We start from the raw sequence: 23,948 nt of genomic DNA, 5'->3' as shown, positions 1-23,948 counted from the left end.
CCGCCGCTCCGGCGTAGATTCGCAGCATGAGGGACCTCCGGCAGACGGGCCGCACGGTCCGGGGGCAGGCCCGGCGCCGGTGGAGCCTCGTCGCCGCCCTCATCGTCGTGCTGACCGCCATCCCCGTCGTGCTGGCCCATCGGCCGGTGCCGGCCACCGCGGTGGCCGCCGGCACGCTGCGCGACCGCATCACGGCCTCCGCGGTGCGGCCCTTCCACGGCTACGCCCAGAGCGCCGGCTCCCTCGGCCTGCCCCGCCTGCCCGGCCTCGACCGGGTCACCGACGTGCTCAGCGGCACCACCGAGATGCGGGTCTGGTACGCCGCACCCGACCGCTGGCGCGTCGACGTCCTCGGCCCCGGCACCGAACGCGACCTGTACCGGACACCCGAGGGTCAGGTCGCCTGGGACTACGGCGACAACCAGCTCACCGAGATCGTGGGCGAGCAGCCGGTGCACCTTCCCCGCCCGGCCGACGTGACCCCGCCCGAGCTGGCGCGCCGCCTGCTGAGCCTCGCCACCGGCGATCGCATCGAGGCGCTGCCGTCCCGGCGCGTGGCCGGCACCGTGGCGGCGGGGTTGCGCATCGTCCCGGCGGCCGCGGGCGCCACCATCGCGCACGCGGACATCTGGGCCGATCCGGAGACCGGCCTTCCGGTGCGGGTGGAGGTCACGGCCCGGGGCGCCCGGCGTCCCGTCTTCGTCACCCGGTTCCTCGAGGTGACGCTCGCGGAACCGCCCGCCGCGGTGCTCGTGCCACCCGCGCGCAGCCCCGGCACCGGCTTCACCTCCACGGCCGCCGCCGACGTGGTGAGCTCCCTCGCCCGGTGGGACTCGACGACGCTGCCGCCCCGGCTCGCGGGGCAGCCGCGCAGCCCCGACTCGGGCGTCGTGACCGCGTTCGGGGCGTACGGGACGGGCCTGGCCCGGTTCGTGGTCGCGGGGCTGCCCGGCCGGCTCGGCCGCGACGTGTACGGCGACGCCGCCCGCTGGGGCAGCCGGCTGAACGTGCCGGGCGCGGACGCCGTCCTCATCGCGGCGAACCCGCTGCACATCCTCGTGGTCCGCGCCGACCGGACCTGGTTCGTCGCCGGCTTCGTGGACCCGCCGATGCTGACCCGCGTCGCCGCCGAGCTCGCGGGGGTCGCCGCATGATCGTCACCCGCGACCTCACCAAGACCTACGGCCGGGTGACAGCGGTGCACGGCGTCGCCCTCGAGGTGCGCGAGGGGGACCGGTACGGCCTGCTCGGCCCGAACGGCTCCGGCAAGACCACGCTGATCCGGATGCTGCTCGGCCTCGTGTACGCCACCCGCGGCGAGATCGAGGTGTTCGGCCTGCCGATGCCGAAGCGCGTCAAGGAGGTTCTGCCGCAGGTGGGGGCGCTGGTCGAGGGGCCGGGGGCGTACCCGCACCTGTCCGGGCGTACCAACCTGGCGCTGCTCGACGCGGCCGGTCCCGGAGGTGCGCGGCGCGACCGGCGGCGGCGCATCGGTGAGGCGCTGGAACGGGTCGGGCTCGCCGGCATCGACGGGCGTCCGGTCCGCGCGTACTCGCTGGGCATGCGGCAGCGGCTCGGCCTGGCGGCGGCTCTGCTGCGCCGGCCGCGGCTGCTCGTGCTGGACGAGCCCACCAACGGCCTGGACCCGCGCGGCATCCGTGAGGTCCGCGACCTGCTCACCGAGCTGAACGAGGGCGGCACCACGGTCCTGCTCTCCAGCCACCTGCTCGCCGAGATCGAGGCGTTCTGCACCCGGGTGGGCGTGATGGACCGCGGGCGGATGGTGCTCCAGGACGACCTGGCCACGCTGCGCGGGCCGACCGGCCGGGTGCTGTTGGACACCCCCGACGGCGACCGTGCGTGCGCGCTGCTGGACGGCCGGGTGGAGCACCGGGAGGGGCAGCGGCTGACCGTACGCCACGACGCGCCCCACGACCTCAACACCACGCTGGTCACCGCCGGCATCCGGGTGGCCGGGCTGGTGCCGGAGCAGCGCTCGCTGGAGCAGGTGGTCATGGCGGCGACGACCACCAGCTCCGACCGGGTCGAGGGGAGCACGGCATGATCCGCGTGGAGCTGGCGAAGCTGTTCCGCCGACCCCGCACGTACGTGATGGCGGCCCTGCTCTGCGCCCTGCCGTTCACGGTGGCGGTCTTCCTGGCCACCACCCGGATCCCGCCCCCGCCGGGGCAGGGCGGCGCCTTCCTGTCCGCGGTTCTGGGCAACGGCGCGCTCTACCCGGCGGCGGCGATGGCGCTGGTGCTGCCGGTGCTGCTGCCGGTGTCGGTGGCCGTCCTGGCCGGCGACGCGGTGGCCGGTGAGGCGGCCGCCGGCACGCTGCGCTACCTGCTCATCCGGCCGGTGGGGCGCACCAGGCTCCTGGTGGCCAAGCTGGTGTCGCTCATCGTCTTCGTCCTGTTCGCGATCGGCACCGTGCTGGTCACCTCGTACCTCACCGGCACGGCCCTGTTCGACGCCGAGCCGGAGGGGTCGGTGACGTTGCCGGCCGACGTCACGTCGCTGTCCGGGGTCGCCATCACCCCGGCGGGTCTGGCGATGCGGCTGCTCGGCACGGTCCTGTACCTGACCGTCTCGATGCTCGGGGTGGCGGCGCTGGCGCTCTTCCTGTCCACGGTGACCGACTCGGCGCTCGGCGCGGCGATGGGATCGCTCGCCGTCCTGGTCGCCAGCCAGGTCCTGGTGACCCTCGACGCGGCCGCCTCGGTGCGGCCGTACCTGCCGACCCGCTACTGGCTGGCCTGGATCGACTTCTACCGCGACCCCATCCTCTGGCGGGACATCGAGCGCGGCGCCGCCCTGCAACTGGTCTACCTGGTCGTCCTCCTGGGCGCCGCCTGGGCCAACTTCATGACCCGCGACGTACGCAGCTAGCCGGAGACGCGGCCCGTAGGGTGGCCGCACCGATGGCGGTTGCTGCGATGACGCAGCAGGCGGCAACTCCGGTGAGGACACCGGTGTAGCCCGTCGTGGTGGCGTGCAGCCAGGCGGCGGCCAGTGGCGCGGCGGCTTTGGCCAGGGTTGCGGGGATGACCAGAACGCCGGCGAGGGTGGCGTAGCGGCCGGTGTCGTAGCGTTCGGCCAGGAGCAGCGGCCGGGCGATGGTGGCGACGCCGAAGCCGATCCCGAAGCCGGCGACGGTGACGATGGCTCCCGCCGTGGTGGTGCCGATCCGGGGCATGGCGAGCGCGGCGAGGGCCTGAACGGTGAAGACGGCGGCCGTGACGGTGCCGACGCGGTAGCGCCGCTGCAAGCCGGAAGTCAGCAGACGCCCGGCGACGGAGAGGACGCCGAGCAGGCCGGCGATGGTCGCGGCGAAGGCGGGCCGGTGCCCCCAGGCGACCAGCGCGCCGACCAGGTGCACCGTCAGGGCGCTGACGGCGGCGGTGTGGGCGGTGAATCCCGCGGCGAGCAACCAGAATGCCCGGTCGGTCAGGGCGGTGCTGACAGCTGCCCGGGGCCGGTGCGATGTCGTGAGGTCACTGTGGAACGGGCGTCCGATGGTCAAGGCGTGCAACGGCACGGTGACGGCTTGGACGGCGGCGAGGACCACCAGGGCGGTGCGCCAGCCTCGGATGTCGGTGAGCCAGCCGGTCAGGGGAAGGAAGACGGTGCTGGCGAGGCCGGCCACGGCGGTGAGGGCGAGGAGTGCACTGCCGCGCCGCCGGCTGTCCGTGCCGGCGATGATGACGGCGAATGCGGCCTCGTAGAGGCTGGCGGCGCCGGCGGCGCCGGCGCCGATCTGCACGACGTAGAGCTGCCACAGGTGGTCCATGACGCTGGACATCACCAGAGCGAGCACGCCGAGCAGGGACCCCGCGGTCATGAGGCCACGTCCGCCGTGACGGTCGAGCCATCGGCCGACCGGGACAGCCAGCACCGCCGCGGTCAGGACGTTGCCGGTGAAGGCGCCGGTGACCGCGGTGGTGCTGACGTGGAGGTCCGCAGCGATGGGGGAGAGCACGACCGGGAACGCGTAGTAGAGACAGCCGTAGCCGATGGTCTGGCTCATCGCGAGCCCGGCGACCAATCGGCTGCCGGTCACCCGCAGCAACCACCACCGCCGGAGGTGACGACCTCCGGCTCGGCGGCCTCGGCAACGATGTCGAACTGGTTGCCCGCCAGGGCGGCGAGCTGCACCGCGACGGCGGGGTCGATGCCGACCTCGGCGGCTCCGGCGCGGGCGGCGGCGGCCACCGTGCCGGCCTCCGGCAGGTGCTTCAGCGCGGCCGAGATGAGCCGGCCGGGGACGTCCGGGGCGAGCCTGTATCGGGTGGCGGCGTCGTCGAGCATTGCCTTGGCGCCGAGGGTGGCCGAGCAGACACCGGTCTCGGGCAGGTCGAGCTGCACGTCCCGGGCGGCGACCCAGTCCCCGGCGAGGGCGGCGGTGATGGAGCGGACCTGTTCGTAGCCGGTGGCGAGCAGGAACGTGGGGGCGCGGCCGTAGGACTTCATGCCGACGGCGTAGTAGCCGGGCTCCGGCTGGGTGAGCTCGTCGACGCCATGCGGGCGTACGGTGCCGCACGAGTGCTCGTTGGGGTCGATCAGCGGGGCGAGCGCCCGGGTGCAGCCCAGCGCCGGGTCGAGGTCGAGCCGCAGCTCACCGGCGATCGAGTGGTCGGGCCGGAACCCGGTCGCGGCGACGATCCGTTCGGCGGTCAGGGTGCGCCCGTCGTCCGCGATCAGCTCGGCGCGTCCCTCGGCGGTACGGACGGCCGTGACGGCGAACCCCGTCACCAGCTCGATCCGGCCCGACTGCACGAGCAGCTTGACGCCCGTGCCCAGCGCGCCCCGGCCCGGCAGCGCGTCGGCGTCCCCGCCACCGACCGCGCGGTCGATGCCGCCCCTGGTGGCCCAGGTGATGCGGGTGCCCGGGACCTGCTCGGCCAGCTCGGCGAGGGCGAGCAGGGTGTTGGCCGCGGAGTGGCCGGCGCCGGTGACGACGGTGTGCTTGCCGGCGAACAGTCCGCGGTCGGCACCCAGCACGTCAGGCAGCGCGTCGCCGATCAGCTTCGCCGCCTCAGGCTCCCCGTGGGCGGGCAGGCCGTTGGCCCCGAGGACGTTCGGGGTGCGCCAGGTGCCCGAGGCGTCGATGACGGCCGCGGCCCGGATGTCCTCGCCGGTGGCCAGGCGTACGACGAACGGCGCCTGCTCGCGTCCGGCTGTCTTGACGCGGTCCACGCCCACCCGCCCGATCGCCACCACCTGCGCGCCGTAGCGCACGTGCGGGGCGAGGGCCGGCAGCTTCGCGAGCGGCTTCAGGTACGCCTCGACCAGCTCGTCGCCGGTGGGCAGGACCTCCGGGTCCGGCTCGGCCCAGCCCGCCTCGGCGAGGAGCCGGCGCGCGGCGTGGTCGATGTCGTAGCGCCAGGGGGAGAACAGGCGCACGTGTCCCCACTGCGCCACCGCAGCTCCGGCCGACGGCCCGGCCTCCAGCACGAGGAACGGCAGCCCTCGCTCGGTCAGGTGTGCGGCCGCCGCCAGCCCCACGGGTCCAGCTCCGATGATCACGACCGGATCCGCCCGCTTATCAGCCGGCACTGATGCGTCCGACGCGGCGCCGCAGCACGAGGCGCCGGTCGCGACCGCGTCCGCCTTGGCCGCGGGGTCGCAGCAGGCGCCTGCCCGAGCGGCGGCCTCCGCCGTACCGCAGCACGGCCCGATCTGGTCCTTGTCCATGAGCGTTCCTTCCCGTTCATAACTTGATCGCCGTCGAAGTGGCTCGTCAACCTTGCCCCTCGTTTAGACACATGTCAAGCTAGATCCATGTCCGCTCTTTCCCCGGCTCCGGCCGCCGCCTTGCCGGCATGCTGCCCGCCGCTATCGGCGCAGGCACTGAACTCGCAGGTCGCCGGGCGTCTCGCCCCGGTGTTCAAGGCGCTGAGCGATCCCGTCCGGCTACGGCTGCTGTCGTTGATCGCCTCCACCAGCGAGGTGTGTGTCTGCGATCTGACGGATGCGTTCGAGGTCACCGGCGCGACGATCTCGCATCACCTGCGAGTCCTGCGGGAATCCGGCCTGGTGGACTGCGAGCGGCGGGGTACCTGGGTCTACTACTGGGTACGGCGCGATGCCCTCGACTTGCTCGGCGGACTGCTCAGCACCGCGACCGCCGGGACCGTCACGGCGCCGTGCAGGACGGATCAGTCCGCGGTTATATCACCACAGCCTGATGTCGTTCGGCTCCTGGCCGATCCGCTCCGCGCGCAGATGGTGCAGATCCTCGCCGAGGGACCGGCCACCACCTCGGATCTGGTGACCGGCACCGGCGCCAAGCAGCCCAACATCTCCGGGCACCTCAAGCAGCTGCGCGAAGCCGGCGTAGTGAGGGCCGAGCCGCGTGGCCGGTTCACCTACTACCGGCTCGACCCGGCCGCCCTGGACGGCGCGGCGATGCACCTTGCCGGTCTCGCCGCGCGGGCGCGGGCCGACACCGAACCGGCACGGTAGCGCCGCCCGCGGGTTGTGTTCACCGGCTGTTCGCTTGCCCGGGCCGGGAACAGCGCAGTAGACATTGACTCAATGATGACTGAGTATTCCGTGCGCGCCCGGTCCCGCGTGCATGCCGCACTCGGCGATCCGGCCCGGCTGGCGATCGTCGACGCCCTCACCGTCGGCGACACCTCCCCAGGCGAGATCGCATGCACCCTAAGCATGCCGAGCAACCTCGTCGCCCACCACGTCAAGGTGCTCGCCGAGGCCGGGATCCTGGAACGGACCCGCTCCGAGGCCGACCGGCGCCGCACCTATCTGCGGCTGCGCCCGGAAACCCTGGCGATGCTGCGACCGCCGCGGCTGCCCGGAGTCCGGCGGGTGGTCTTCGTCTGCACGCACAACTCCGCGCGCTCGCAGCTGGCCGCCGCGCTCTGGGCCGACCGGGCCCACCGGCCGGCCGCTTCCGCCGGCACCCACCCGGCGCCCCGCGTCCATCCCAAGGCGGTCGCCGTGGCACGGCGGCACGGGCTTCGGCTCGAGCCCTCCGGTACCTCGCACGTGGCTGACGTCGTCGGCGACGGGGACCTGGTCATCGCGGTCTGCGACAGCGCCCATGAGGACCTCGGCACCGGCGCGTCCCCTCGCCGGCTGCACTGGTCCGTTCCCGACCCGGTCCGGGTCGGCACCGACGCCGCCTTCGAAGCCGCGTACACCGACCTCGCCGGACGCATCGACCGCCTCGCGCCCGCGCTCGCGCTCGCCGGGGAGCCGTCATGACGCGGCGGGTGCTTGCCGAGTTCGTCGGCACCGCACTGCTCGCGGCTGCCGTCGTCGGCTCCGGCATCATGGCCACCAGACTGTCGCCCGGCGACGTCGGCCTGCAACTGCTGGAGAACTCGCTCGCGACCGCGTTCGCCCTCGGCGCGCTCATCCTGACCTTCGGCCCGGTGTCCGGGGCCCACTTCAACCCGGTCGTGTCCGCCGCGGACTGGTGGCTCGGCCGCCGCCACGGCACCGGCCTCACCGGCAAAGAGCTGGGCTGTTACGTCGCCGCGCAGACCGGGGGCGCGGTCGCCGGAACGGCGCTGGCCAACGCGATGTTCGACCTCGTCCCGGTCGCGCTCTCGACCACGAGCCGCACGGGGACGCACCTGTGGCTGGGCGAGGTCGTCGCCACCGGTGGCCTTCTCCTGCTGATCTTCGCGCTGGTCCGCTCCGGCCGGGCCGCCGTCGCGCCCGCGGCCGTGGGTGCGTACATCGGCGCGGCGTACTGGTTCACCTCGTCCACCAGCTTCGCCAACCCCGCCGTCACCATCGGTCGGGCCTTCACCGACACGTTCGCCGGCATCGCCCCGGCCTCCGTGCCCGCCTACCTCGGTGCTCAGCTCGCCGGCCTGCTGGTCGGCACAAGCCTCGTCGCCGCCCTCTACCCGCACGCCGGAGCGGACGCCGACGACGTCGTCGTCCCGCAGCCATCCCACCGCATGGAGCGCCCGTGAGCCGCAAGCCGTCCGTTCTCTTCGTCTGCGTGCACAACGCCGGTCGTTCGCAGATGGCGGCCGGCTGGCTGCGTCATCTCGCCGGTGACAGCGTCGAGGTCCGTAGCGCCGGGTCGATGCCCGCCGACGTGGTCAACCCCGCTGCCGTCGAGGCCATGCGGGAGGTCGGCATCGACATCACCGGCCAGACCCCGCGGAAGCTCGAGTGGGAGACCGCCGAGAGCAGCGACGTCATCATCACCATGGGCTGCGGGGACGCATGCCCCGTGTTCCCCGGTAAGCGGTATGAGGACTGGAAGCTCGAGGATCCGGCCGGTAAGGGCGTGGAGTCGGTGCGCCCGATCCGCGACGAGATCCGCGCCCGGGTCGAGAAGCTGCTCGCCGACCTGACAGCCGCGTAACGCCTTGCGTGGCCGCCACTGCGAACCGCCATGGAGCCGTGTTCCGAATCGCCTAGGCCGGGCAGCTGTCGGGCTCGGACAGCGGGGCCGTGCCTACCGCGGCCAGCACCAGGGCGGTGACGATCGGGTCGGTCGGCAGGGCGCTGTGCGAGATCCGGGCGTCCGGGCAGATGCTCTGCACGGGGACGTTGACCGCGCCGTCCAGGCGGGCCGAGTCGGGCGGCTGGACCGTCTCGTCGTTCTCCGTCCAGATCGACAGCCAGGGCAGGCCGTCCGGGACCTCGTCGTCGAGGCTGTCGAGCAGGGAGCTGCCCGGTGCGAGCTGACGGCACGCCTGCGGGCACTGGCCGGGGGCGAAGGCGGCGCCGGCTCCCGCGACGCGGGAGCCGTGCTGCGGAGATCCGAGGGTGATGACGCGGCGCGCCACGTTCGCGCCGCCCTCCCGGTCCACCCAGAGCCGGGTCACCACCCCGCCGGCGGAGTAGCCGACGACGTCCACGGACGGAGCCCCGCCGGCCAGGGCGGCGTCCGCGGCGGCGGCGAGGGTCCGCGCCTGCTCCCGCAGGTCGCCCGTGCCGTCACCGGGCAGGGTCAGCACCGTCGCGTCGCGGCCCGTGGCCCGCAGGCGCTCGGCGAGGCGGGACAGGGCGGTGCGGCTGCCGCCGTACCCGGGAACCAGCAGGACCGGTCCGGGCCTTGACTGGTCGGCGCGCGGTCCCGGGTCGCGGCGGTTCAGGAACCGCACACCGGCGACCGCGACCACCGCGACGAGGATCGCCGCTGCGGCGAGCAGCAGCAACCTGCGACGCGGGGACACACCTCATCATGACTCGTGCGCGACGGTGTGTCCCCGGGTTGGGTGGCGGCCGGTCAGCGCCCGGCGTCCGCCGCGATCGGGAGCTGCCCGCCCGCGGGGTCCGCTGCGGCGGCCGGAGGCTGTCCGGCCGGCGCCTCGGCCACGGCGGCCGGGAGCGTGAACCAGATCCGGGCGCCGTCGCGGAACTGCGGGTCGGCGCCGATGGCACCGCCCAGGCGCTGCACGATGCGCCGGCAGATGGTCAGGCCGAGGCCGGTGCCCGGGTACGCGTCCGGGTGCGCCCGGTGCAGCTCCCCGAAGATGGCCTCATGCTGCCCGTCGGGGATGCCGACGCCCTGGTCGGTCACCTCCACCCGGACCAGCCCGGCCTCGGTACGCCCGGAGATGTGCACCTTCGCGGGCTCATTCGGGCGGACATACTTGAGGGCGTTGCCGAGCAGGTTCTCCATCAGCCGGCGCAGCATCCCGTGGTCGCCGCGGACCGGGGGCAGCGTCTCCCACGTGATCTGCGGCTGCGGCCGGGGCCCGGCGCCGGGACGGGGCAGCTCGACCGCCCGGTCCGCCACCACGTCGTCGACGAGGGCGGACAGGTCGATCGTCGTGAGGTGCAGCCGGGCGCCGCGCACCGTCGAGTACGCCAGCACGTCGTCGATCAGCCGGCGCATCCGGTCGGTGCCCCGGTTGATCTCCGCCACGAAGTCGTCGTAGTCCTCCGGGTGCGGGTAGCCGATGTCGAGGTGGGTGAGGAGCTGGGCGTACCCGCAGATGCCGGCGAGCGGCGCCTTGAGGTCGTGGCTGATCTCGCGGGAGAACGCCTCGAGCTCCTGCACCGACTGGCTCAGCTCGCTGACCCGGCGCTCCAGCTCCGCGTTGCGCACGCGTTCGCGCTCGAGCTCGGCGTACAGGTTCGCCGCGGGGCGCTGCGTCGTGGTGACGACGTACCGGCGCGGGAACCGGCCGATCCGCCGGCGGCGCTGCGACCACCGCTGGGCGCGGGAAGTCACGACTGGCATGGGGGCACCGTCCCGGGTGGCTGGGGTCGAGGGGGCGAGGGGGAGGTCAGCGTTGTCCGGCACTGTCGGCCCCCTCCTCGTCGGAAGCCAGGTATCCGGCCATGACGCGGACGGCTCCGGCGACGGCTTCTTCGACGCCGGCGACCAGTGCGCTCAGGTCCTGCTCGGTGGCCTCGGCGGTGGCGTTGCGCTCCACCTCGGCACAGGCGTCGGCGAGCGAACAGGCCCCGAGCAGGGCGCTCGACGACTTGAGCGTGTGCGCCGTCTTGCGCAGCGCGTCGTGGTCCTGCCGGCGCAGCGCGTCGGCGAGCGCCGACCGGCGCCCGTCGAGCTGGGACAGGAACGTGTTCACCGTGGTCACCACGAGCGCCCGGTCCTCGAGCTGCTCCTCGAGGTCACGCAGCTTGCTCAGGTCCGGCGAGTCGGCGCCCACCGCGGGTTCCGCGTCGGGTTCCGGTTCCTCCGGTGGCCCGGACAGGTACGGTTCCAGCGCGGCCCGCAGCTCCGGCAGCGTGATCGGTTTGCTGAGGTGGCCGTCCATCCCGGCCTCCAGGCAGCGTTCCCGGTCGCCGTGCAGGGCCGTGGCGGTCAGCGCCAGGATCGGCGTGGTGCAGCCGGCCGCCCGGACCTGGCGGGTCGCTTCCAGCCCGTCGGTGCGGGGCATCTGCACGTCCATCAGCACCACGTCGTAGGGCGTCTCGCCGAGCAGGGCGTCCACGGCCGCGGAGCCGTCGGCCACACCGTCGCACTCGACGCCCAGCAGCTGGATCATGCGCCGGAACACCGTACGGTTCACGTCGTTGTCCTCGGCCAGCAGCACCCGGCCGCCGGCCAGCGGCGGGACCGTGATCGGCGCGCCGCGCACGCCGGTGCGCTCCAGGTTGAGCGCCGCGACCAGGCGGCCGATCACCAGCGGGGCGGTCAGCACGCCCGGCTTGCGGACGATGCCGGTCCGCGGGTCGGTCGCGCTGATCATGAGGGTCCGGCCCTTGGGGCCGAGTGCCTCGGTCATGGCGTCGGCGCGGCGGATGGCTTCGGGGTCGTGCGAGTCGTCGCACCACAGCACGGTGTCGACGTCCGGCACGCGCTTCAGCACGTCGTCGAAGCGGGCCGGCACCGGTTCGGCGCCCGCGCCCTGCAGCAGCCAGGACATCGCCAGCGTCGAGCGCGACGTGGGCGCGACGACGGCGATCCGGCGCCGGATCAGCGGCGGCGGCGAGGCGGCCGGCGGCTGCTGCGGCGCCCGCTCCAACGGCAGGCGGATGAAGAACTGCGAGCCCTCGCCGGGCTCGGACTGCACGTCGATGGTGCCGCCCATGCACTGGACGAGCCGGGTGGCCAGGGCCAGGCCGAGGCCGGCACCCTCGTGCCGCCGCGCGGCCGACGAGTCGGCCTGCACGAACGGGGCGAAGATCCGTTCCCGGTCGGCCTCGCTGATGCCGGGCCCGGTGTCGGAGACGGTGATCAGGTACGCGTCGTCGCCGTCGCGCTCGGCCGTGACGATGACCTCGCCGGACTCGGTGAACTTGACCGCGTTGCCGACCACGCAGGTCAGCACCTGGCGCAGCCGGTCGATGTCGCCGAGCACCGCGGCGGGGAAGTCGGGCGCGGGCGTGGCGAGCAGCAGGAGGCCCTTGCGGCGGGACTGCTGCTGCAGCGGCTCGACGATGCCCTCGAACACCCGGCGCAGCACCACGGGCTTGCGCTCCACGTGCAGGCTGCCGGTCTCGAGCCGGGCGAGGTCGAGCATGTCGTCGGTCAGCGCCTTGAGCGAGTGCACCGACCGGTGCACGCTGTCGACGATCTCCCGGACGTCCTGCGGCAGCTGCTGGGCGCGCAACAGGTCGACCGTGGCGACCACGGTGGTGACAGGGGTCCGGATCTCGTGGCCGAGCAGCGCCAGGAACTGCGACTTGGCCTGCGCCGCGGCGTCCGCGTCGACCGTGCCGCCGGTGGGGGCGGCGGCCTGCTCGACCGTCACGAGGCGCCGGTGGGAGCCGCAGTCGCTCTCCAGGTGGGTGACCCGCACGCTCGCCTCGCCGGCCGCGTCGCACCGGCACGGCAGGACCGCGGGTGCCGCCTGCGGCGTCATCTCCCGTACGGCGGTGAGAAGCTGCTCGTGCCCCGGGCAGGGCTCCGCGGGTGCGGCCAGCACGGCACCCTCCGCGGGGTACGCGGGGCCGCCGTCCGGTCGTGCCCATCGCCCGTTGGCGACCAGGACACGTCCGTCCGGATCCACGATCGCCGCCGGGCCGGGGAAGGCCTCGACCAGCGTGCGCGCCGCAAATCCCATGCGCTGACCTTTCGGATGAGCTCGGATACGGGGAGTCGGATCCGTGCACCCAGGGTGGGGGCTCGGAGGGGCTGCGGGGGGAGCGTTCGGGAGCAGCCGGGTTTCAGTGCACCTGTTCCTGCCGCGCGGGGGCGGCGAGGTGGCGTGGAGCCCTCGCGGGACCGGCGAGCTTGCGCTCCCGCGTGGCCCGGCGGCGGCGCCGGACCAGGACCGCGACCAGGAGCAGCACGGCGGCGCCGACCATCGTCACCAGCCACCAGAACGGCTTGCGCAGCGGGTCGGCCACCGGGGGCCGGATCGGCCGGCCGAGGTTGGCGTCCTTGCCGACCAGCGTGTTCGCCCGCTTGGCGGTGCCGTCGGCGTGCAGCAGGCCCTCCGCGCCGTGCGGACCGGACTGCCAGGGCAGCATGGTGGCGGCCTCGGTGGTCATCCCGTCGCGCAGCCAGGCGAACACGGTCCCGCGTACGCCGGCGCGGGCCGCTATCAGCCGGGTCTGCTGCACGTCGTACGCCTGGTCGTGCTCGGTGTGACCGCCCGGGAAGATGCCGTTGTAGGTGGACAGCCCGTACCGGGACAGCAGCAGCGGGCGGCCGGCGGCGTTGCGGGACACCCGGACCAGCGCGGACGCCAGCTCGTCGTGCGCGCCGTCCCAGGCCAGCGACACCGCGTCGAACAGTCCGTTGACCGAGGGGCTGGCGGCCGAGGAGACGCCCGCCCAGGAGACGGTGGCCGGCCGGTCCGGATCCACCGTCCGCAGCTCGGTGACGGTGTGGACCACCCAGCCGTAGACCTCCACCGAGCCCGCCACGCCGGTGGCCCGCCGGTCGGGGGCGTCGGCGATGTCCCACATCGCGATGGCCTGGTGGTCGCGCAGGGCGCCGACTACCGCGCGCAGGTGCATGTCGGTGGCGGCCCAGACGTCGGGGGTCAGTCCCGCCAGCCCGGAGAACAACACCGGCACCACGCGTACCTGCTGTGCGGCTGCCAGGTCGAGGAACTTGCGGAACAGCTCCAGCTTCTCTTCGTCCGCCGCGTCCCCGCCCAGCTCTTCGTAGGGCAGGGGCACCCGGACGGTGTCGAGCCCGAGCTTCGCGACGGTGGCCAGGTCCGCGGCGACCGCCTTCTCGTCCAGCGGCTTGTCGAAGGGCAGCTGGTAGCCGATGCCGTGCAGCGGGGGGACGGTGCGGGCGGTGGTGGCACGGACGCCGGCCAGGACCGTCGCGCCCGTGCCGCCCGCCGTCCGGCCGATGATCACCGGCGGCCTGGTGTCCACCCGGCGCAGCTGCTGGATCCGCCAGTAGCCGTCCTGCAGCGCCAGCACGACGTCGTAGGTCTCGTGCACGTCGGTCAGCGTCGGCAGGCCGGCGGTGACGGCCGAGCGGACGATGTTGGCGTCGGTGTCACGGACCGCGACGGTCATCCCGTCCAGGGCGAAGAACTGCAGCTCCAGGTGGTGGGCGATGGACCAGGAGGCGGTCGCCGACCGGGGTACGGCCAGCGCCGCGCTGCGGGCCGGCTCGGCGAAGGTGCTGGTCACCGGCTCGGTGTCGCCGGTGGTCTGGTAGCGCCCGATCGCCGCCCAGGCGCGGACGTACGCCGCCTCGACCTGCACCCGGGTGGCCGGGTCGAGCACCCGCTGCGCGTCCCCGCGGTCCGGCAGCCAGGTCACCAGCCGGTCCGCCTCCGGCGGCAGCTCGGCCACCTCGTGCAGGGCGGAGGTCGACAGCGACCCGGGCAGCTGCCAGCTGGCGAGCCGGGCCACCCCGGCCAGGACGGCACCGCACGCGATGGCGCCCACGACCGCGGTCGACTGAAGGATCAGCCGCTTCATGCGGTTGCGCTGGATCACCTCAGCGTCACCCGCTGGGTCTTGCCGAGCACGGTGGCCCGCACGGAGAGCACGCCGCTGAGGGCGTCGTCGGGCAGCTCGACGCGGTACATGCCGTTGACCAGCTGGCCCGAGTCGTGGGCCTTGTGCCCCTTCGCGTCGATGACCGACACGGCAGCCGGCGTACCGTCGGCGACCAGGGCGCCGAGCGAGCCGCGCACCGGGCCCACGACGACGCCGATGCCCTTCGGGTTGCGGCGGGCGGTGAGCGTGATCGTGGGTCGCACGGCCCGGAACCGGACCTTGAGCGGGCGGGCGGTGGGGGCGCCCCGGCAGGTCCCGCGCAGGGCGATGGTCGTGGGCGCGCCCGGCGCCTCGATCGCGAACTGCGCGACGCCGCGCACGGTGTAGCCGTCCGCCTCGCTGCCGCCGGCCGGGTCTTCCCAGCGCAGGTTCACCTCGGTGCCGTCGGGCTGCACGTTGCCGAACCGGTCCCGCAGCACCGACGTCCGCACCGTGAGCAGCGACCGGCCGTCGGCGTCGGGCACGGCCCCCGCGACCTGCAGCGTGAACGGCACCGGGGGACCGGCGACCTCGTCCAGGCTGACCGTCGGCCCGCTCACCGAGCCGACGCCCACGCGAACCTCGCCGCTGGCCGCCGTCGTGCCGGATCGCAGCAGCCCGTACGCCAGCAGCCCGTCCATCCGCAGCTCGGTACGCCGCTCACCGGCGCCGGCCCGGCCGCGGATGACGTCCACCCGCGTGCCGTCCGGGGCGGCGTTGCCGTACCGGTCGGTGGGCACGGTGACCACCATGGAGGTGTCGGTGCCGTCGGCCACCACGGAGCGCGGGCCGACGGCGGCCAGCGCGGGCCCGACGACGGGTCCGGGCGCGACGGTCAGGGTGCCGGTGGCCACGGAGTTGCCGCTGCGGGCGATCAGCGTGACGGTGCCCGCCCACCGGGTGGTGTCGTCGGACAGCTCGAAGGTCGCGCCGTCGCGGTCCGCTACGGCGTCCACGCTGACGGCACCGATGGAACCGACGCTGACCAGCGAGACGGCCGCGCCGGGCGGGGCGCCTCGCACGGCCACCTTGACCGGCTCGGCGGCCTGCACGCGGTGCGTGTACGCCAGGCTCAGCTGCATCGGGCGGGTGATGAGCACGCCCAGGTCGGCGTCGAACGCCCGGTTGATCACGACCGCCGCCGACGCGGCCACGACCGTGAGCGCGGTGCCGGCCGCGAGCAGGCGCAGCAGCCGGCGGCCGTCGGGCAGCTCGCGGCGGCGGTGCTTCATCGGCCGCCCCGGATGTACGTGCTGGCGTACACGGTGATGCCGGCGAAGCCGCTGGACTCGGGGGCGCGCAGCATGACCGGCCGGCGGGGTGCCTGCTGCGGCTTGTCGTCGGCGCCGGTGTAGCCGGCCGTCGGCAGCCCGGAGCCCTTGATGTCCGTGCCGTCCGCCAGGGGGATGCGGAACTTCGTGCGGCGCTGCGGAGCGATGCTGTCCGCCAGGTACGCGTGGTCCACCCAGGCGAGCTGCCCGTCCGCGGCGGTGTACGCCATCAGCAGGTGCGGGATGGCCGCCTCGACGGTCATGTCGTTGCGGATCTCGCCCTCCAGGTAGGACTGGCCGTCGGACTCGGTGACGTGCAGGCCGGTCACCTGCAGTCCCCGCGTGGTGCCGCGGGGGGTGACGACCGCGCGGGCGTACACGGCCACGGACGCCGGGACGTCGTCCGCCCCGAGCACCAGGGGCGTGATCTGCAGCGGGTCGAACTCGACCGGCCCGTGCAGGCCTCCGGACGACTTGGCCTTGGACGCCGGCTGCGCGGCCTCGTCCTGCGCGTCGGGCCCGGCTTCGTTCTTCTTGACGCCGCCGTCGACCTCGGTGCCGTACGCGCCGAGGCCGGCGATGCGCTGGAACTCGATCCGGAACGGGGACGTCTCGCCCGGCAGCAGCTTGTGGATGAGAACCTGGGCGGCGTCCCACGACGCCAGCAGCCGCCCGCTCTTGTCGCGGATCTGGGCGTTGACCGTCACGTCGGCCGGGTCCACGTCCATGTTCGTCACCTCGCCGACGACCACCCAGCGGCCGTCGGCCAGCAGGGACCGCACCGAGCCGAACGCCAGCTGCGGCCGGTCCTGCACGTCCGCGGTGGGCGTGCCGTCGGCGGCGATCGCCCGCCGTCCCTGCTCCAGGAAGGTGACGCCCTGGCGCTGCACGAACTGGTCCGGCGGCTGGTACACCTCGGCCGGTGGTAGGTCGATGCGCCACGCGTTCTGGTACCAGCGCGTGACCATCCGGCGGGTCATGTGGAACTCCTCGAGCGACGTGAGGAACGTCAGCTCGGCCGTGACGGTGGTGCCGGTCGCCGTCTCCTCGGTCACCGTGGCCACGATCGACTTGAGCTTGCCGAACGAGGCCACCAGGCCACCGTTGCGGGAGAGGTTCACCTGGTAGTCCGCGAAGGAGGGCGCGGTGCGCGGGTCGAGCCGGGCGTACGCGTCGGTCTGCCGGTTGAAGTCGAGGTCGTCGTAGTAGGCCTTCACCACGTCCACCGGCGTCGGGTCGACGGGCCAGTGCCGGTAGCCGACCCAGCCGAGGCCGGCGAGCATGGCGAGGATGACGGCGGTCGCCTGGAAGCGGCGCCGGAGCGGGGACACGTACCGGTGGGCGGCGCGGCGGCGCAGCCGCTCCAGCATCGACCGCAGGCGCGGCGTCTCGGCGGTGCGCTCGGCACTGATGCGGCCGGACGCGCTGAGCAGTTTGCGGTCGATCCGGGCCACCAGCCGGCTGCCCAGGTTGGGCCCGGGCATCCGCCAGAGCAGCCGGTTCGCCCACCGCAGCGCCCGCGACACCCGGCCCGGCACCCGGGCGCCGCCGGACGCCCAGGCGAGCAGCAGGATGGCGGAGAGCATCGACGAGGGCGGGATGATGCCCCACATGAGCCGCTGCCAGCGGGGGACCTCCCGGTCGACCTCGGTGTCCGGCAGCGGGGGTACGTCCGCCCGCTCCCAGACCATGATCCCGTTCTCCAGCGTGCCGAGCTCGTGCCAGCCGCTGAAGTTCAGCAGCGGCGCGTAGAACGCGTCGTTGTTGAAGACGTATTTGAGGTTGTACCGCTCGGGTACGGCGAGGAACTGCTGCAGGCTGCCGATGCCGGGAAGGCCGGAGTACTTGGCGCCCTCCAGGCGCTCGACCGGCCGCGAGGTGAGCTCGGGCAGCCGCCGGGCCGAGTGGTAGTTGCCGTCCACGGTCTGGGCCGTGGTGTTCGCGCTGAGCCAGGCCATCTGGTCGCCGAAGCCCAGGGCCAGGTAGCGCCAGCGCCAGTGCTCGTCCTTGTTGAGGAACGAGACGATCGGGCCCGGGTCGATGGCCTGCGGCTGGAACGGCCGGTAGTGGGTGAGGTTCGCGGAGAACAACGTGAACGCGATGTGGGTGGTGGCCAGCATCATCGGCAGGAGGCCGGCGAGGCGGCGGCCGAAGTTGTGCACCAGCCAGGCGCGGACGGTGCCGTCGATGGTGCTCGTCACCAAGGCGCCGGCGAGCGGCAGGATCGATATCGTGGCCCAGAACGTGAACCGGTCCAGGGTCAGGATCTCGTACGCGCCGCCCAGCAGCATCTTCGGCAGCGGCGTGGTGCCACCGGTGCCCAGGAAGGTGAGCCCGGCCAGGGACAGGGCCAGCGGCCAGGCGTTGGAGGTGAAGCCGCGCAGCAGCGCGTACGGCAGCACGATGAGCGTGGTGCCCCACGGGATCAGCCAGAAGACCAGGCCGGCGTTGGTGTTCACCAGGTAGTTGTCCCGGCTGGCGTGCGGGATGGTGACCTGGGTGATGGGGTCGCTCAGCGACGACAGCCAGTACGGCAGGACGACGATGACCAGGCCCATCACCATCAGCGTGCCGAACGCCATGGTCCGCCCGAACGGCCGCATGACGCGGCGCAGCCGGCGTGCCACCACCGGCCACAGCGAGGTGCGGCCGATCGCGTCCAGGTGACCGCCCGGCTCGTCGGGCAGCGGCGCGCGCAGCTCGATGACCAGCGCGCTGATCAGCACCGGGCCCACGAAGAAGACCGCGCCGAACAGCGTGGTGACGTGGTGTCCCGCGGTGGCGCCCATGGTGCAGACGAGGCCGAGCAGAAGCCACTTCGCGCGGCCGGTCCGCACGTAGCGGTGCGCGAACGGCAGCGCGTTGAGCAGGAAGCCCAGCGAGAACGTGGTGGGCAGCTGGCCGAAGACGTGCACCGTCTCGGAGATCGACGACGACACCACGAGCAGGATCGCGGCCCAGCCCGCCGCCCGCTCGTCCACCCAGATCCGCGACCAGCGGTAGACGCCGAGGGTGAGGTTGCAGAGTGCGAACAGCTGGACGATCACGAACCCGCCGCGCAGGCCGACCAGGGAGCTGAGCGCGGCGATGGCGTAGTGGCTACCGGGCGGGTAGCTGACCGTGGTGAAGCCGGTGTACCAGCGGTCGTCCCAGGTGTCGAACCAGCCGCGGCGGTAGTGGTCGGCCATGAAGATGTGCACGTACGCGTCGTACGTGCGCTGGTAGCTGCCGCTGAGCAGCAGCGCGCCGTGGTAGAAGGCCAGCACGCCGAGGGCCACCAGCAGCAGCCGGTGGCGGCGTACGAAGCCGGCGGCGCCCGCCGCGGCGGGCGCCGGAGCGGGCTGCGCCGGGGCGGCCGGAACGGGGGGCGCGGGCGCCGGAGCGGCCGGCGGTGGCGGGAGAGGTACGGGGGACTGCGGCGCCGGAGGCCAGTCGGCGCCGGGCAGGCCCCGCCCCTCGATGTCGACGGCGGTCACGACGCGGCGGGTACGGCGATGTCGACGGCGAGCATCCGGTGGTCGCTGCCCGGGTTGTCGCCGGTCTCGGCGCGCAGGACGGTCAGCGGTTCCGACACCATGGCGTGATCCAGGCGCAGCATCGGCATGACCGGTCCCCAGCCGTTCGGATAGGTGAAGCCGAAGCCCTCGCCGGCCTCCGTGAACGCGTCGCGCCAGCCGGCCTCGGTCAGGTCCGCCAGCGACCGGTGGTCGAGCGTGGCGTTGAAGTCGCCGATCAGCACGGTCGCGGAGTTCTCCGCGGGCAGCATGGTGCGCAGCGACGCCAGCTGGGCGCGCCACCGGGTGCGGTTGGTGCCGGACAGCGGCGCCACGGCGTGCACGGCGACGATCCGCACGGTCCTGCCGCCGCGCGTGATGGTGGCCGTCGTCATGGGGGAGCCGTCGACGTCGAAGGCGCGGGCCGCGGTCAGCGGCAGCTTCGAGAAGATCGCCGAGCCGTGGAACCCGGGCAGCGCGTCGATGACGCTGTACGGATAGGTCCCGGGCAGGCCGGCCTTGCGCAGCCGCGCCAGGTGTTCCGGCGTGACCTCCTGCAGGCTCAGCACGTCGGCGCCGGAGTCGCGCAGCTTGCGGGCCACCGACGTGACCGCGCTGTTGCCGGCCTTGAGGTTGGCCGAGAGAAGCCGCACGGTGGCGGTCGCGCCCGGCGCCTCCTGAGGGCCCGAGGTGCAGTAGGCACCGGCCAGCCACGTCACGTGGGCCAGGCACAGCACCACGGCGATGGCGGCTTCCACACGCTGACGCCGGAGCACCGCGACCACCGTGAGCGGCACGGCCAGCACGAGCAGCCAGCCGGCGACGGGGGTCACCGCGACGAGGACAACGGCGTTCTCAGCGGCGACGTGCCCGAGCACGACGACGAGCAGGAGCAGGGCCGCGCCGGCGCGCAGCACCCACGGGAGCACGGCCGCGCTGCGGCCGGTACGGGACGGCCCGTACCCGACCGTGCTTTCGACCGTTTTCACATCTTTACGATCGGACACTTCCGCGATCTGCTGAGCGCGGAACCGGTGTGGTCTCGGCCATCGCGGCGAACGACGGCGACGGGGCGGGTCAGTCGTCTAGACTGCCCCGCCCCGCGCTCGATGCCACTGCCGGTCAGCTCTTGACCAGCACCGCGCCGTTGAACTCGACCGCCGAGGAGCCCAGCTTCAGCAGGCCCACCGCCGTGCCGGCCGGTGCCGCGCCGCACGCGCACCGCTTCACGGCGCCGGCGAGGCTGCTCACCGTCAGGACCTGCTTGCCGGCGAGGGTCACCGTCAGCACGTCCCCGGAGATCTTGACGGTCACGTTGTGGGCGACGCCCGGGTTGAGGCCCGACAGCACGCTCGAGGTGGCCAGCGCCCGGGAGCAGGTCGCCCCGGCCGTCTGCTGCCGCAGGACGTACGCCCATCCGCTCGACGACTGCTCCAGCTGCATCACGTAGCTGGTGGTGCCCTTCGCCGTACGGCTGGCGCGCAGCTCGAGCCCGTAGTGGCTGCCGGACCGTAGCGTGGTCTGCACGCTGACGCTGAGGTCGGCACCCGAGGTCTTGGTGTCGATCACCTCGGTGGTGGTGCCCGAGGGCATCACGACCGCCGCGTTGGTCACCTGCGCCTCGCCCTGCACGACCGCCCAGTCCGTGGCGGACTGGACCCGCGGGGTGGGGGTGAAGCTGCGCAGCGCGATGTCGTCGATGTAGAAGGTCTGACCCTTCAGCAGCTCGCCGACCTCGACGAAGGCGCTCGCCGCCACCGCGCCGGCGGGCGCGGTGAACGTGCCGCCCGACGGCTTCCAGTCGCCGACGGTCCTGGTCAGCCGCTTGGTCCGGACGACCGAGATCTGCTCGCCCTTGGCGTTCCACCACGAGATGCCGAGGTTCCACTGCGTGGGCTGGGTGGTGGCGAAGCCCTGCGCCGCCACGACCAGCTGCTGGCCGGCCGCGGTCGGCACGGCCCGGGCGGGCCCGGCGCCGGCGGTGATGTTGCGGGCGACGCTGTTCGCCATCGCGGTGATCGCCATGCTGGTGGCACCGTCGTACGCGAGCTTGTCGGTCATGATCACGACCGGCAGGTTGCTCGGCGGGTAGATGCCGTGCCAGTCGGCCGTGCCCTCGCTGAAGGAGACGTCGACGGAGCTCTGCGACAGGGCCTCGTCGTTGACGATGACCTCCTGGTTGAACAGGTCCGTGCCGCTGGCCTTCGGGTCCTGCGTGTCGAGGCCCATCACCCAGAGCCGGTAGCGGCCGCTGGGCACGTTGTCGAACGACACCGCCAGGTTGGCGCCGTTGTTGATGGTGCGCTCGTCGCGGTAGGTCCAGCCGTCGGTGGGCAGCAGGTACACGCCCAGCTTCTCGTAGTTGCCCGCGAGCTTCGTGTAGAAGTTCACCGTGACGTCGCGGCCCGACGAGGTGACCGAGATCGGGTACGTGGAGGTGACCAGCTGCGTGCGCACGGCGACGTCCACGTACTCCAGGTCCGCACCGACCGACCGGCCGGCGTCGTTGACCGCCCGCACCGAGTACATGCCGGTCGACGCGGCGGGCAGGCTCAGCGTGGCGCCGGTGACGTATCCGGCGGCCTTCCAGCTGCTCACCGTGCTGCTGCCGGAGCCGCTGCCCACCTCGTACCCGCTGATCGCGCTGCTGCCGTGCCAGCTGGGCTCGGTCCAGGAGAGCACGACCCGGTCCGGGGCCGCGGGGTCGCGGACCGCCGTGAACCAGCGCGGCGCGGTGGGCGTGGCGCCACCGAGCTGCTCGGTCTCGGTCAGGCCGACGCCGTCCTTGGTGACCGCGGCGACCGAGACCTCGTAGAGCCGGGTGTTGTCGAGCAGCGGCGCGTCCAGGTCGGTGTCCAGGGACAGCAGCGTGAGCTTGCGGCGCGTGAGGGCGTCGACGAAGGTGACCCGGTAGAGCAGCACCGGGCTCAGCCCCGGGCGGTCCGGCTTGGTCCACTCGACGTGGATGCCACCGCCCGGCAGCGCCGAGCCGAGCACGTTGACCGGCGGGCCGGACAGCACCGGGTTGACGGTCAGCTCGTCGGACGTGGTGCCCATCGAGGCGATGTTCTCGGCCACGACGCGGACCTGGTAGATCGTCATCAGCGAGGTGCCGTCGACGGCGTACCGGGTGGAGGTGGCGGGCACGGTGATCCGGGACCGCTTGCCGTCGGCGAACATGGAGACCACGTAGTGATGCACCGGGCCGGTGGCCTTGGTCCAGGTGAGGGTGAAGTCACGCGGGTCCAGGAAGGACCGGGTGGCGCGCAGGTTCGTCGGCGCGGTGGGGACCGTGGTGGCCGCTTGCGCGGTCCGGGGCGCCGCGATCAGGCTCGACACCAGGCCCAGCACGGCAAGGCCGGCGATGATCCGGTACCGCTTTCGTACGTGCAACGCCATCTCACACTCGATTCGAGGGTCCTGAAGTACCCCTGCCATCGGCGGCGGCGGGCGGCAGATGAGTTTTCCGGTCAGACCGTCGCCGGTGCCAGGTCGACGACCAGGCGGCGGTGGTCACTGCCGGCGCTCGTCTCGACCCGCGCGCCGCGGACCGCCAGGCCCGGGGAGACCAGCACGTGGTCCAGGCGCAGCAGGGCGGGCATCGGCCGGCGCCAGCGCGGCCAGGTGGCGCCGTGGCCGGAGCCCGCCTCGTCGTACGCGTCCCGCAGTGGGCCGCGCAGCAGCGCGGCCATGGACCGGTGGTCCGCGGTGGCGTTGAAGTCGCCGGCGAGCACGAGGCCGGCGCCGGTCGGGGCGGTCATCTCGGCCAGCGCCCGCAGCTGCCGCCGCCAGGCGGCGAGCTTCACGCGGTTCATCGGCGCCTCGGTGTGCACGTTGACCACCCGCAGCATGCCACCGGGCAGGCGCAGGTCGGCGCGGGTCATCGGACCACCGGCGACGTCGATCTGCGCCGCGTCCGCGAGCGGGTGGCGCGAGAGGATCACCGAGCCGTGGTATCCGGGCCGCGGGTCCAGGACCGTGTGCGGGTACGCGTCGAGCAGGCCGGCCGACTTGATCGCCGCCAGGTGCTCGTCGGTGACCTCCTGCAGGCAGCAGACGTCGGCCTCGAGGGCGGCGAGCTCGGCCGCCAGCTCCTCCATGGCGGGGTTGCTGACCAGCACGTTGGCCGTGACCAGGCGAAACCGTGGCCCGGCCGGATCCGGACCCCGCCGGTTGCGCAGCAGGATCCGCGCCAACCGGCCCACCTGGACGACGGCCGGCACGGCCAGCACCGTGGCCAGAGCGGGCTGGCGCAGCAGCGCCGCGACACCGGCGAGCGGCACCGCGGCCAGCGTGCACCAGTCGGCCACGGCGGTGGCGCACACCAGGACCGCCAGCCCCTCCGGACGCAGCAGGCGCAGCAGCACCAGGCCGTAGAGCAGGACCGTCGCCACCACCAGGGCGGCGATCAGAGCGGTGGTCACCCGACGTGTTCCCGGCCCGGCCCGCGGACCCGCTCGACGCACGCCCGCAGCTCGCGGGAGTGCACCGGCTTGGTCAGGAACGCGTCCACCCGGTGCCGCCAGCCGTCGGCCTCGGAGGACGAGGACTCGATACCCGTCACCAGGATGAAGGGCGCGGGGGACCGGCCCGCCACCGGCAGCTGGTCGAGCAGGTCGATGCCGGTGCCGTCGAGCAGCTGGAAGTCCGAGATGATCAAGCAGTAGTCGGAGCTGCCGGCGAGCTCGAGGGCCGACTCCACGGAGGTCGCAGTGTCGGGCCGGTAGCCCATCTGCTGCAGCATCCGGCAGAGGATCATGCGGGACACCACGTCGTCCTCGACGACCAGGACCGGTTCGGTCGCGGCGTCCATGCG

General features: G+C 73.5%; 19 protein-coding genes and 1 pseudogene. 8 read left to right on the top strand and 12 right to left on the bottom strand.

Annotated elements, in window-relative coordinates:
- Positions 1 to 26: 26 nt before the first annotated feature.
- Genes AB0J80_RS21310 through AB0J80_RS21300 form a run of 3 tightly spaced genes read left to right on the top strand, consistent with a single transcriptional unit; the run spans position 27 to position 2,892 of the window.
- Positions 27 to 1,154: a hypothetical protein gene (locus AB0J80_RS21310; RefSeq protein ID WP_364707404.1), complete on the top strand. Its 1,128-nt coding sequence runs from the start codon at positions 27 to 29 to the stop codon at positions 1,152 to 1,154.
- Positions 1,151 to 2,065 carry an ATP-binding cassette domain-containing protein gene (locus AB0J80_RS21305; RefSeq protein ID WP_364707402.1) on the top strand — a complete coding sequence of 305 codons (915 nt, stop codon included), beginning with the start codon at positions 1,151 to 1,153 and terminating at the stop codon, positions 2,063 to 2,065. Before AB0J80_RS21310 ends, AB0J80_RS21305 begins: the two co-directional genes overlap by 4 nt.
- Entirely contained in the window at positions 2,062 to 2,892 is an 831-nt protein-coding gene (locus AB0J80_RS21300) for an ABC transporter permease (RefSeq protein WP_364707399.1), read from the top strand. Before AB0J80_RS21305 ends, AB0J80_RS21300 begins: the two co-directional genes overlap by 4 nt.
- Here the strand turns inward: AB0J80_RS21300 and AB0J80_RS21295 are convergent.
- Positions 2,867 to 4,063 (bottom strand): MFS transporter, encoded by a 1,197-nt coding sequence (locus tag AB0J80_RS21295; protein WP_364707396.1) that lies wholly within the window; start codon positions 4,061 to 4,063, stop codon positions 2,867 to 2,869. The genes AB0J80_RS21300 and AB0J80_RS21295 overlap by 26 nt on opposite strands.
- Complete coding sequence (locus tag AB0J80_RS21290) at positions 4,060 to 5,697, bottom strand: FAD-dependent oxidoreductase (protein ID WP_364707394.1); 1,638 nt, start codon at positions 5,695 to 5,697, stop codon at positions 4,060 to 4,062. Before AB0J80_RS21290 ends, AB0J80_RS21295 begins: the two co-directional genes overlap by 4 nt.
- Positions 5,698 to 5,784: 87 nt before the next feature.
- On the opposite strand from AB0J80_RS21290, the pseudogene AB0J80_RS21285 reads away from it, so the two are divergent.
- The 5 genes and pseudogenes from AB0J80_RS21285 to AB0J80_RS21265 all read left to right on the top strand — a co-directional run.
- Positions 5,785 to 6,087, top strand: a pseudogene (locus AB0J80_RS21285) (metalloregulator ArsR/SmtB family transcription factor); the annotation flags it as partial.
- Between the two features lie 12 nt (positions 6,088 to 6,099).
- Positions 6,100 to 6,468, top strand: a complete 369-nt coding sequence (locus AB0J80_RS21280; protein ID WP_364707569.1) for a metalloregulator ArsR/SmtB family transcription factor — start codon at positions 6,100 to 6,102, stop codon at positions 6,466 to 6,468.
- Between the two features lie 72 nt (positions 6,469 to 6,540).
- On the top strand, positions 6,541 to 7,230 hold the full coding sequence (locus AB0J80_RS21275) for a helix-turn-helix domain-containing protein (protein WP_364707391.1): 690 nt from the start codon (positions 6,541 to 6,543) through the stop codon (positions 7,228 to 7,230).
- Entirely contained in the window at positions 7,227 to 7,952 is a 726-nt protein-coding gene (locus AB0J80_RS21270; protein WP_364707388.1) for an MIP/aquaporin family protein, read from the top strand. Before AB0J80_RS21275 ends, AB0J80_RS21270 begins: the two co-directional genes overlap by 4 nt.
- Positions 7,949 to 8,353, top strand: coding sequence for an arsenate reductase ArsC (locus AB0J80_RS21265; protein WP_364707386.1), 405 nt, complete (start codon positions 7,949 to 7,951; stop codon positions 8,351 to 8,353). Before AB0J80_RS21270 ends, AB0J80_RS21265 begins: the two co-directional genes overlap by 4 nt.
- 52 nt (positions 8,354 to 8,405) lie before the next feature.
- Here AB0J80_RS21265 and AB0J80_RS21260 read toward each other — a convergent pair whose 3' ends face one another.
- The 10 genes from AB0J80_RS21260 to AB0J80_RS21215 form a co-directional block, all read right to left on the bottom strand.
- On the bottom strand, positions 8,406 to 9,170 hold the full coding sequence (locus AB0J80_RS21260; RefSeq protein ID WP_364707384.1) for an alpha/beta fold hydrolase: 765 nt from the start codon (positions 9,168 to 9,170) through the stop codon (positions 8,406 to 8,408).
- A 53-nt stretch (positions 9,171 to 9,223) separates the two neighbouring features.
- Positions 9,224 to 10,183 (bottom strand): ATP-binding protein, encoded by a 960-nt coding sequence (locus tag AB0J80_RS21255; protein WP_364707382.1) that lies wholly within the window; start codon positions 10,181 to 10,183, stop codon positions 9,224 to 9,226.
- A gap of 46 nt (positions 10,184 to 10,229) precedes the next feature.
- Complete coding sequence (locus AB0J80_RS21250; protein WP_364707379.1) at positions 10,230 to 12,476, bottom strand: ATP-binding protein; 2,247 nt, start codon at positions 12,474 to 12,476, stop codon at positions 10,230 to 10,232.
- 103 nt (positions 12,477 to 12,579) lie between these two features.
- Positions 12,580 to 14,325: a hypothetical protein gene (locus AB0J80_RS21245; protein WP_364707376.1), complete on the bottom strand. Its 1,746-nt coding sequence runs from the start codon at positions 14,323 to 14,325 to the stop codon at positions 12,580 to 12,582.
- Positions 14,322 to 15,599, bottom strand: a complete 1,278-nt coding sequence (locus tag AB0J80_RS21240; RefSeq protein ID WP_364707374.1) for a hypothetical protein — start codon at positions 15,597 to 15,599, stop codon at positions 14,322 to 14,324. Before AB0J80_RS21240 ends, AB0J80_RS21245 begins: the two co-directional genes overlap by 4 nt.
- Positions 15,596 to 19,114: a hypothetical protein gene (locus AB0J80_RS21235; protein WP_364707372.1), complete on the bottom strand. Its 3,519-nt coding sequence runs from the start codon at positions 19,112 to 19,114 to the stop codon at positions 15,596 to 15,598. The genes AB0J80_RS21240 and AB0J80_RS21235 overlap by 4 nt, the downstream gene beginning before the upstream one ends.
- Entirely contained in the window at positions 19,111 to 20,121 is a 1,011-nt protein-coding gene (locus tag AB0J80_RS21230; RefSeq protein WP_364707369.1) for an endonuclease/exonuclease/phosphatase family protein, read from the bottom strand. The genes AB0J80_RS21235 and AB0J80_RS21230 overlap by 4 nt, the downstream gene beginning before the upstream one ends.
- Before the next feature lie 133 nt (positions 20,122 to 20,254).
- On the bottom strand, positions 20,255 to 22,531 hold the full coding sequence (locus tag AB0J80_RS21225) for a fibronectin type III domain-containing protein (RefSeq protein ID WP_364707366.1): 2,277 nt from the start codon (positions 22,529 to 22,531) through the stop codon (positions 20,255 to 20,257).
- Between the two features lie 71 nt (positions 22,532 to 22,602).
- Entirely contained in the window at positions 22,603 to 23,556 is a 954-nt protein-coding gene (locus AB0J80_RS21220) for an endonuclease/exonuclease/phosphatase family protein (protein WP_364707363.1), read from the bottom strand.
- Positions 23,553 to 23,945, bottom strand: a complete 393-nt coding sequence (locus tag AB0J80_RS21215) for a response regulator (protein ID WP_364707360.1) — start codon at positions 23,943 to 23,945, stop codon at positions 23,553 to 23,555. Before AB0J80_RS21215 ends, AB0J80_RS21220 begins: the two co-directional genes overlap by 4 nt.
- Between the last annotated feature and the right edge of the window lie 3 nt (positions 23,946 to 23,948).

The organism is Actinoplanes sp. NPDC049548, assembly GCF_040676695.1.
GTDB lineage: Bacteria > Actinomycetota > Actinomycetes > Mycobacteriales > Micromonosporaceae > Actinoplanes.
The sequence above is the reverse complement of the archived record's forward strand: the minus strand, read 5'-3'. Positions and strand labels throughout refer to the sequence as shown.